7 protein-coding genes are annotated in these 7714 nt (G+C 59.2%); all 7 read left to right on the forward strand.

Going from position 1 to position 7714, the window contains the following annotated elements; genetic code table 11:
- Window positions 1-328 precede the first annotated feature (328 nt).
- Window positions 329-1285, forward strand: coding sequence for an acetyl-CoA carboxylase carboxyl transferase subunit alpha (accA, locus tag RI563_RS00370; RefSeq protein ID WP_310692330.1), 957 nt, complete (start codon window positions 329-331; stop codon window positions 1283-1285).
- Window positions 1286-1304: 19 nt separating this feature from the next.
- A complete protein-coding gene (gene tilS, locus RI563_RS00375) occupies window positions 1305-2651 on the forward strand; it encodes a tRNA lysidine(34) synthetase TilS (RefSeq protein WP_310692331.1) in 1347 nt (448 codons plus the stop codon).
- Window positions 2652-2764: 113 nt separating this feature from the next.
- Entirely contained in the window at window positions 2765-4414 is a 1650-nt protein-coding gene (locus RI563_RS00380; RefSeq protein ID WP_310692332.1) for a CTP synthase, read from the forward strand.
- A 113-nt stretch (window positions 4415-4527) separates the two neighbouring features.
- Window positions 4528-5820 carry a phosphopyruvate hydratase gene (gene eno / locus RI563_RS00385; protein ID WP_310692333.1) on the forward strand — a complete coding sequence of 431 codons (1293 nt, stop codon included), beginning with the start codon at window positions 4528-4530 and terminating at the stop codon, window positions 5818-5820.
- Window positions 5821-5856: 36 nt separating this feature from the next.
- Window positions 5857-6159 carry a cell division protein FtsB gene (gene ftsB / locus RI563_RS00390; RefSeq protein ID WP_310692334.1) on the forward strand — a complete coding sequence of 101 codons (303 nt, stop codon included), beginning with the start codon at window positions 5857-5859 and terminating at the stop codon, window positions 6157-6159.
- Window positions 6160-6259: 100 nt separating this feature from the next.
- On the forward strand, window positions 6260-6997 hold the full coding sequence (gene ispD, locus RI563_RS00395) for a 2-C-methyl-D-erythritol 4-phosphate cytidylyltransferase (protein WP_310692335.1): 738 nt from the start codon (window positions 6260-6262) through the stop codon (window positions 6995-6997).
- A complete protein-coding gene (gene ispF / locus RI563_RS00400; protein ID WP_310692336.1) occupies window positions 6988-7464 on the forward strand; it encodes a 2-C-methyl-D-erythritol 2,4-cyclodiphosphate synthase in 477 nt (158 codons plus the stop codon). The genes ispD and ispF overlap by 10 nt, the downstream gene beginning before the upstream one ends.
- Window positions 7465-7714: the final 250 nt, after the last annotated feature.

A 7714-nucleotide genomic window follows, 5' to 3' on the forward strand; every position in this document is an offset into this window, starting at 1 on the left:
GAGGCCGCGGAGGCGCGGAGACGCGGAGGAAAACAATGATTATTTAGGTTCTGCTTACGGCAGTTGTCTGTCGCATAGCAGGAGCATCTGCGCATTCAACCCGGCTTGCTGGTTGTGCTTATGATGCAGACCTTTCCTGTCTAAGGTCGGATGAACATATTCTTACACAATCATTTCTCCGCGCCTCTGCGACTCTGCGTCCTCCGCGTTTTATTCGCTCCTCCAAACTGATGGAATCGCGAACCGGGTCGCGGTTCGGGTGTATACAGGCGGCCGGATTCGCTATACTATTCAGCCAATTAGCGCCAATTTGACCCGGTAAGACCCTATGAATCTGAATTTTCTCGATTTCGAACAGCCCATCGCCGAACTGGAAGCCAAGATCGAGGAGCTGCGTTATGTTGGCTCCGATAACGAGATCAATATCGGCGAGGAGATCCAGCGGCTGCAGAACAAGAGCCGGGATCTGACCGAATCCATTTTTTCCAATCTCAAGTCTGCCCAGATCGCCCAGCTGGCGCGCCATCCCCAGCGCCCCTATTTTCTCGATTATATCGAGCAGCTTTTCACCGACTTCGAGGAGCTGCACGGCGACCGCGCCTTTGCCGACGACAATGCGATTGTCGGCGGGGTGGCACGCCTGGATGGCCGGCCGTTGATGGTCATCGGCCAGCAAAAAGGGCGCGATACCAGGGAGAAAGTACGGCGTAACTTCGGTATGCCGCGCCCGGAGGGCTATCGCAAGGCGCTGCGCCTGATGCATATGGCCGAACGCTTCAAGCTGCCGGTGCTGACCTTCATCGACACCCCCGGCGCCTATCCCGGCGTGGGGGCCGAGGAACGGGGTCAGAGCGAGGCCATCGCCCGCAACCTGTTCGAAATGTCGGCGCTCAAGACCCCGATTATCACCACGGTCATCGGCGAGGGCGGTTCCGGCGGGGCGCTGGCCATTGGCGTTGGCGATCGGCTGATGATGCTCCAGTACAGCACCTACTCGGTTATTTCCCCCGAAGGCTGCGCCTCGATTCTCTGGAAAAGTTCCGACAAGGCGGCCGAAGCGGCCGAGGCCATGGGCCTGACCGCGCCCCGACTCAAGGAGCTGGGGCTGATCGACCATGTGATCGGCGAGCCCCTGGGCGGTGCCCATCGGGATTCCGAGCTGATGGCCACCAACCTGCGCCAGGCCTTGCTGGAAAGCCTGGAAATGGTCGACGCCACGCCGCTGGACAAGCTGCTGGAACAGCGTTACACCAAGCTCATTCGTTACGGGAATTACGCGGAGTAATTCCCGACACTCCCTTGCTATGAATTCACTTGCGGCGCATTTGCTCGACCAGCTGGCGCAAATGCCGGCCGCGTCCCGCTACCGCGTCGCCTATAGCGGCGGTTGCGACTCTCATGTCCTGTTGCATGCCCTGGCCGGGGTGCGCGAGCAACTGTCCGCCCCCCTGGAAGCGATCCACATCAACCACCGTCTGTCCGACCAGGCCGACGGCTGGGCCGAATACTGTCGTCGGGTCTGTATAGAACTGTCGGTACCCCTGGTGGAAGTGACCGTGCACGCCCATCCCAGGCTTGGCGAGAGCCCCGAGGCGGCGGCCCGTGAGGCCCGCTATAACGCCTGGCGGGGGTTGTTACAGGCGGGAGAGGGGTTGCTGCTGGCCCAGCATCAGGACGATCAGGCCGAGACTCTGTTGCTGCAGCTGCTGCGCGGTAGCGGGCCCAAGGGGCTGGCGGCGATGCCCCCGGTGACCGACTTTGCCGCCGGCTGGCTGGGACGGCCGCTACTGGGCCAGAGTCAGGCGGCGCTGCGCCGTTACGCCCACGAGCAGGGGCTGGAATGGATCGAGGATCCTTCCAATTTCGACACCGATCTGGATCGCAATTACCTGCGCCACGAGCTGCTGCCGGTCCTGCAGACCCGCTGGCCGTCGGCCGCTCTGACGCTGAGCCGCGCCGCCCGCCACCAGGGGGAAGCGGGGCAGCTACTGGATGATCTGGCGGCACAGGATTACGCGCACTGCCAGGGCAAGCGCGCCGAGTGTCTGCACCTGGCCCCGCTGCAGGCCCTGAGCCCGGCCCGTCAGCGCAACCTGTTGCGTTACTGGCTGGCCAGCGTGCGGCAACTGCCGCTGCCGGACAGCAAGCATCTGAACCGGATTCTGGATGAAGTGCTCTATGCCGCCCCCGATGCCCAGCCGCTGGTTACCTGGCCTGGCGTGGAAGTGCGCCGTTACGCCGGCGAGTTGTATGCGCTGTCGACCCGCCCGGCGCCGGGCACCGGTAACGGTGACTGGCAAGACTGGGATCCGCTGAGTCAGCCCCGCCTGACGGTGGCGGGATGGGTGCTGGAAGCCGAACCGGCTGTGGGGCAAGGGCTCTCCCGCCAGCAGATCGAAGCGCATGGCCTGCAGGTCGGATTTCGCCAGGGCGGGGAATGGTGTCGCCCGGCCGGGCGCGGCCATCGCCATGACTTGAAAAAGCTGTTGCAGGAATGGCAGGTGCCGCCCTGGCAACGGGCCGAGATTCCGTTGATCCGTATCGATGACGAGATTGCCCAGGTGGTGGATTACTGTCTTTGCGAGCCGTTTGTCGCCGGCGCGGATGAGCCGGGTCTGCTCATCACACTACAGGATACAGCAGGAATTTAACGCGCTGTAAAGATTGAATCGATCACCGAAAACAACGACAATAACATCCCAGCAATCAGACAGGTTACCGTTTGCCGGTAACACCGTTTCACCCTCAACACGTTGCTGGGTTCATGACCAAATATATCTTTATTACCGGTGGTGTCGTTTCCTCGTTGGGGAAGGGCATTGCCTCCGCATCGCTTGCCGCCATTCTCGAGGCGCGTGGCCTGAAGGTCACACTGCTCAAGCTGGATCCCTATATCAACGTCGATCCGGGCACCATGAGCCCGTTCCAGCACGGCGAAGTGTATGTCACCGAGGACGGTGCGGAAACCGATCTGGACCTGGGCCATTACGAGCGCTTCGTGCGCACTACTATGACCCAGAAGAACAACTTCACCACCGGGCGTATCTACGCCAATGTGATCAGCAAGGAACGCCGCGGCGATTATCTGGGCGGCACCGTGCAGGTGATTCCGCACATCACCGATGAAATCAAGCGCTCGATTATCGAGGGGGCTGACGAGGCCGACGTGGCGATGGTGGAGATCGGCGGGACCGTCGGTGACATCGAATCCCTGCCGTTTCTCGAAGCGATTCGCCAGATGGCGGTGGAAATGGGGCACGACAATGTCCTGTTCATGCACCTGACGCTGTTGCCTTATATCCCGACCGCGGGCGAGCTGAAAACCAAGCCGACCCAGCACTCGGTCAAGGAGTTGCGCTCCATCGGCATCCAGCCCGATATTCTGATGTGCCGTTCCGATCGGCCGATTCCCGAGGATGAGCGGCGCAAGATTGCGCTGTTCACCAACGTCGAGCAGCGGGCGGTGGTCACCGCGCTGGACGTGGACAGTATTTACAAGATCCCGCTGCTGCTCAGCGAGCAGGGGCTGGATCAGATCGTGGTCGACAAGCTGGGTCTGGATGTTCCAACGGCGGATCTGTCCGAATGGCAGCAGGTTAGCGAGGCGCTGGCGCATCCCGAAGGCGAGGTCACCATCGCCATGGTAGGCAAGTATGTGGAGCTGACCGAATCCTACAAATCCCTCTCCGAGGCATTGATCCACGCCGGCTTGCATACCCGCAGCCGGGTCAGAATTCACTATGTGGATTCCGAGGAGATCGAACGCAGTGGTGCCGAATGCCTCAAAGGCATGGATGCGATCCTGGTGCCTGGCGGTTTTGGTGAGCGGGGTGTAGAAGGCAAGATCGCTGCTGTTCAGTATGCCCGCGAGCAACGGATTCCCTATCTGGGTATCTGTCTGGGCATGCAGGTGGCGGTCATCGAATTCGCCCGTCACGTGGCCGGGCTGGAAAAAGCGCACAGCACCGAATTTGAACCCAACACGCCGGATCCGGTTATCGCCCTGATTACCGAATGGACCACTGCCGAAGGCAAGGTGGAAGTGCGCGATCACGATTCCGATATGGGTGGGACCATGCGTCTGGGGGCCCAGCAGTGCCGACTGGAAGAGGGTTCCCGGGCACGCGAGGTATACGGTCGCGAAATCATCAACGAACGCCATCGCCACCGTTACGAATTCAACAACAACTATCGCGATACTCTGAGTCAGGCCGGGCTCAAGCTGGTCGGAACGTCCCTGGATGGCAGCCTGGTCGAAGTGGTGGAGCTGGAGGATCATCCCTGGTTCATCGCCTGCCAGTTCCATCCGGAGTTCACTTCCACGCCCCGTGACGGACATCCCCTGTTCAGCTCATTCATTCGCGCGGCCCGGGCCGTGCGCGAGCCGGCCACGCAGGAGGCACTGGGCGCATGAACTGACACCGGCCTGCGGACCGCGCAGGCCGGGATCCGGCCGGCCAGAACAGGCCGGCCGCTAACAAAGAATTCAACCTGTTTATCAGCCAACGAACTGGAGTAACACGATTAATGAGTCGAGGAACTGAAATCGTCAACATTGTCGCGCGTGAGATTATCGATTCACGCGGTAATCCCACCGTCGAAGCCGACGTTATCCTGCAATGCGGTGCCAAAGGCCGTGCCGCCGTTCCTTCCGGCGCCTCCACCGGTGCCCGCGAAGCTATCGAGCTGCGCGACGAAGATAAAAAACGCTTTGGTGGTAAAGGCGTTAGCAAGGCAGTGGCCAACGTCAACGGCCCCATTCGCACGGCCCTGCTCGGACAGGACGCGGCCGAGCAACAACAGATCGACGACCTCATGCTCAAGCTGGATGGTACCGCCAACAAGAGTAAGTTCGGCGCCAATGCCCTGCTGGCCGTCTCCATGGCGACCGCGCATGCCGCGGCCGGCGCGCAGGGTGTGCCGCTCTATCAATATCTGTATACCGGCGAGGCCTATCGCATGCCGGTGCCGATGATGAATATCATCAACGGCGGGGCGCATGCCGACAACAGTGTCGATTTGCAGGAGTTTATGATCATGCCGGTGGGGGCGCCGAGTGTGAACGAGGCGATCCGTTACGGTGCCGAAGTGTTTCATGCGCTGAAGAAAGTGCTGCACGACAAGGGCCTGAATACGGCGGTCGGCGATGAGGGCGGCTTTGCCCCGGATCTCGACTCCAATGAATCCGCGATTGAGGTGATTCTCGAAGCGATCGACAAGGCGGGCTTTAAAGCCGGCAAGGACATTTTTATCGCCATCGACGCCGCCAGCAGTGAATTCTACCAGGACGGCAAGTATGTACTGGCTTCGGAAAACAAGAGCCTGAGCGCCGCCGAGTTCATCGATGTGCTGGAGCAGTGGTGTGACAAGTACCCGATCATCAGTATCGAAGATGGTATGGCCGAAGATGACTGGGACGGCTGGCAACAACTGACCGACCGCCTGGGCAAGAAAGTCCAGCTGGTGGGGGACGATCTGTTTGTCACCAACACCGAAATCTTCAAGCAGGGCATCGACAAGCAAATTGCCAATTCGATCCTGATCAAGGTCAATCAGATTGGCACCCTGAGCGAAACCCTGGCGGCCATCGAGATGGCCAAAAAAGCCGGCTATACCGCAGTTATTTCGCACCGCTCCGGCGAGACCGAGGACACCACCATCGCCGATCTCGCTGTGGCGACCGGGGCCGGCCAGATCAAGACCGGTTCCATGTCCCGCTCGGACCGGGTTGCCAAGTACAACCAGTTGATTCGTATCGCCGAAGGACTGGGTGACGAGGCCAGCTATCCCGGTCAGGATGCCTTTTATAATTTACGCTAGACTGGGAGGGCAACCCCACGGAGATCGCCGCACGGCATGCGCATACTGGTCGCCATACTGCTGATATTATTCATGCTACTGCAATATGATTTGTGGGTCGGTGACGGCAGCCTGGCGACCGTGTGGCATCTCAAGCAGGAAATCAAAAAACAGGAATCGGAAAACCGGCAACTGCGCGAACGTAATCGTGCCCTGGAAGCCGAAGTCCAGGATCTCAAGCAGGGCCTCGAAGCCCTGGAAGAGCGAGCCCGTGATGAACTGGGTATGATCAAAGAAGGTGAGACCTTCATTCAGGTCATCGAAGAAGAAAAGAAGCAGGCAGATGACAGCAGGCAGTAGGCAGTTGTTGGATGTAGGCCGGATCAAGCGAAGCGGATCCGGCAATGCTATCGGGATAGACAATCATCCAAAAATGGATTGAATCATCAGTTTTACGCCAATGACCTCGTCCCTCGATACTCATCCCTCGTCCCTGAACTTCTGGGCTGTGATCCCTGCCGCCGGGATCGGCAAGCGTATGGGCAGCGAGATCCCCAAGCAGTACCTGGAATTGAATGGTCGGGCGATTATTCTGCATACCCTCGATCGGTTACTGGCGCATCCGTCAGTTAGCGGGGCGGTGGTCGCCCTGTCGCGGCACGATGGCTGGTGGGAGCATCTGGATACGCGCTACGACAAGCCGGTGCAACGGGTTGAAGGCGGCGTGGAGCGGTGTCATTCGGTCCTGAATGCCTTGCATGAACTTTCCGCCTATGCCGATGATACGGACTGGGTGCTGGTGCACGATGCAGCACGCCCCTGTCTCACGCATGCCGATCTTGATAATCTGATGAGCACCCTGGCACAGGACGAAATGGGCGGGCTGCTGGCCGTGCCGGTACGCGATACCATGAAACGGGCCGAACCCGCCGGGCGCGTGATCGACACGGTAGAGCGGGAACATCTCTGGCATGCCCTGACGCCGCAAATGTTTCGTCTGGGACAATTACGCCATGCCCTGGAGCAGGCTCTTGAAGCCGAACAGATGGTCACGGATGAAGCCTCCGCGATGGAGTATGTCGGCTACCAGCCTCTGCTGGTGGCGGGCAGTGCCAGCAATATCAAGATCACACGGACCGAAGATCTGGCACTGGCTGAATTTTATCTGCAACAGCAGGAGACACACCAATGCGTATAGGGCAGGGCTTTGACGCACACCGTTTTAAGCCCGGTGGTCGACTGGTCCTCGGCGGTGTCGAAATCCCGCACGATCAGGGCATGGCGGCGCACTCCGATGGCGATGTCGCCATCCACGCGCTGTGCGATGCACTACTCGGTGCCCTGGCGCTGGGTGATATCGGTCAGCACTTTCCCGATAGCGACGCCGAATTCGAAGGCATCGATAGCCGGATTTTATTGCGCAAGGTGATGACACTCATCGGCGAACGCCATCACCGGGTACATAACATCGATCTTACCCTCATCGCCCAGCAGCCGAAACTGGCACCGTATATCCAGGCGATGCGTGAAATCTTCGCCAGCGATCTGCAAACCGACATCGACAATGTCAGTATCAAGGCGACCACCACCGAAAAAATGGGCTTCACCGGCCGCGGCGAAGGCATCGCCGCCATGGCCAGTGTACTGCTTTCACCAATAAAATGATTTCTGATGCAAAGCTGAAAATATTATTAGGTCCGCGAATGAACGCGAATGAACGCAAATAAAAAATTATGGTTACGAAATACCAATTTGCGTCCATTCGCGTTCATTTGCGGATGATTCTCTCTTTCTGAATTAAAGCTGCTTTCTCAATGAATTCACACTGGTTTTCTCTTACCCATGCCTTCGGTCACCCGGCGGTTAAAGGTTTGTTGCGACAACAGCTCGACGATTTTGTGGTCGAGGAGCAGCT

Source organism: Thiohalophilus sp. (assembly GCF_031581315.1).
Lineage (GTDB): Bacteria > Pseudomonadota > Gammaproteobacteria > UBA6429 > Thiohalophilaceae > Thiohalophilus.

Coding starts and splice junctions, on each gene's coding strand:
- accA (WP_310692330.1), top strand. CDS start 329: ATGAATCTGAATTTTCTCGATTTCGAACAGCCCATCGCCGAACTGGAA.
- tilS (WP_310692331.1), top strand. CDS start 1,305: ATGAATTCACTTGCGGCGCATTTGCTCGACCAGCTGGCGCAAATGCCG.
- RI563_RS00380 (WP_310692332.1), top strand. CDS start 2,765: ATGACCAAATATATCTTTATTACCGGTGGTGTCGTTTCCTCGTTGGGG.
- eno (WP_310692333.1), top strand. CDS start 4,528: ATGAGTCGAGGAACTGAAATCGTCAACATTGTCGCGCGTGAGATTATC.
- ftsB (WP_310692334.1), top strand. CDS start 5,857: ATGCGCATACTGGTCGCCATACTGCTGATATTATTCATGCTACTGCAA.
- ispD (WP_310692335.1), top strand. CDS start 6,260: ATGACCTCGTCCCTCGATACTCATCCCTCGTCCCTGAACTTCTGGGCT.
- ispF (WP_310692336.1), top strand. CDS start 6,988: ATGCGTATAGGGCAGGGCTTTGACGCACACCGTTTTAAGCCCGGTGGT.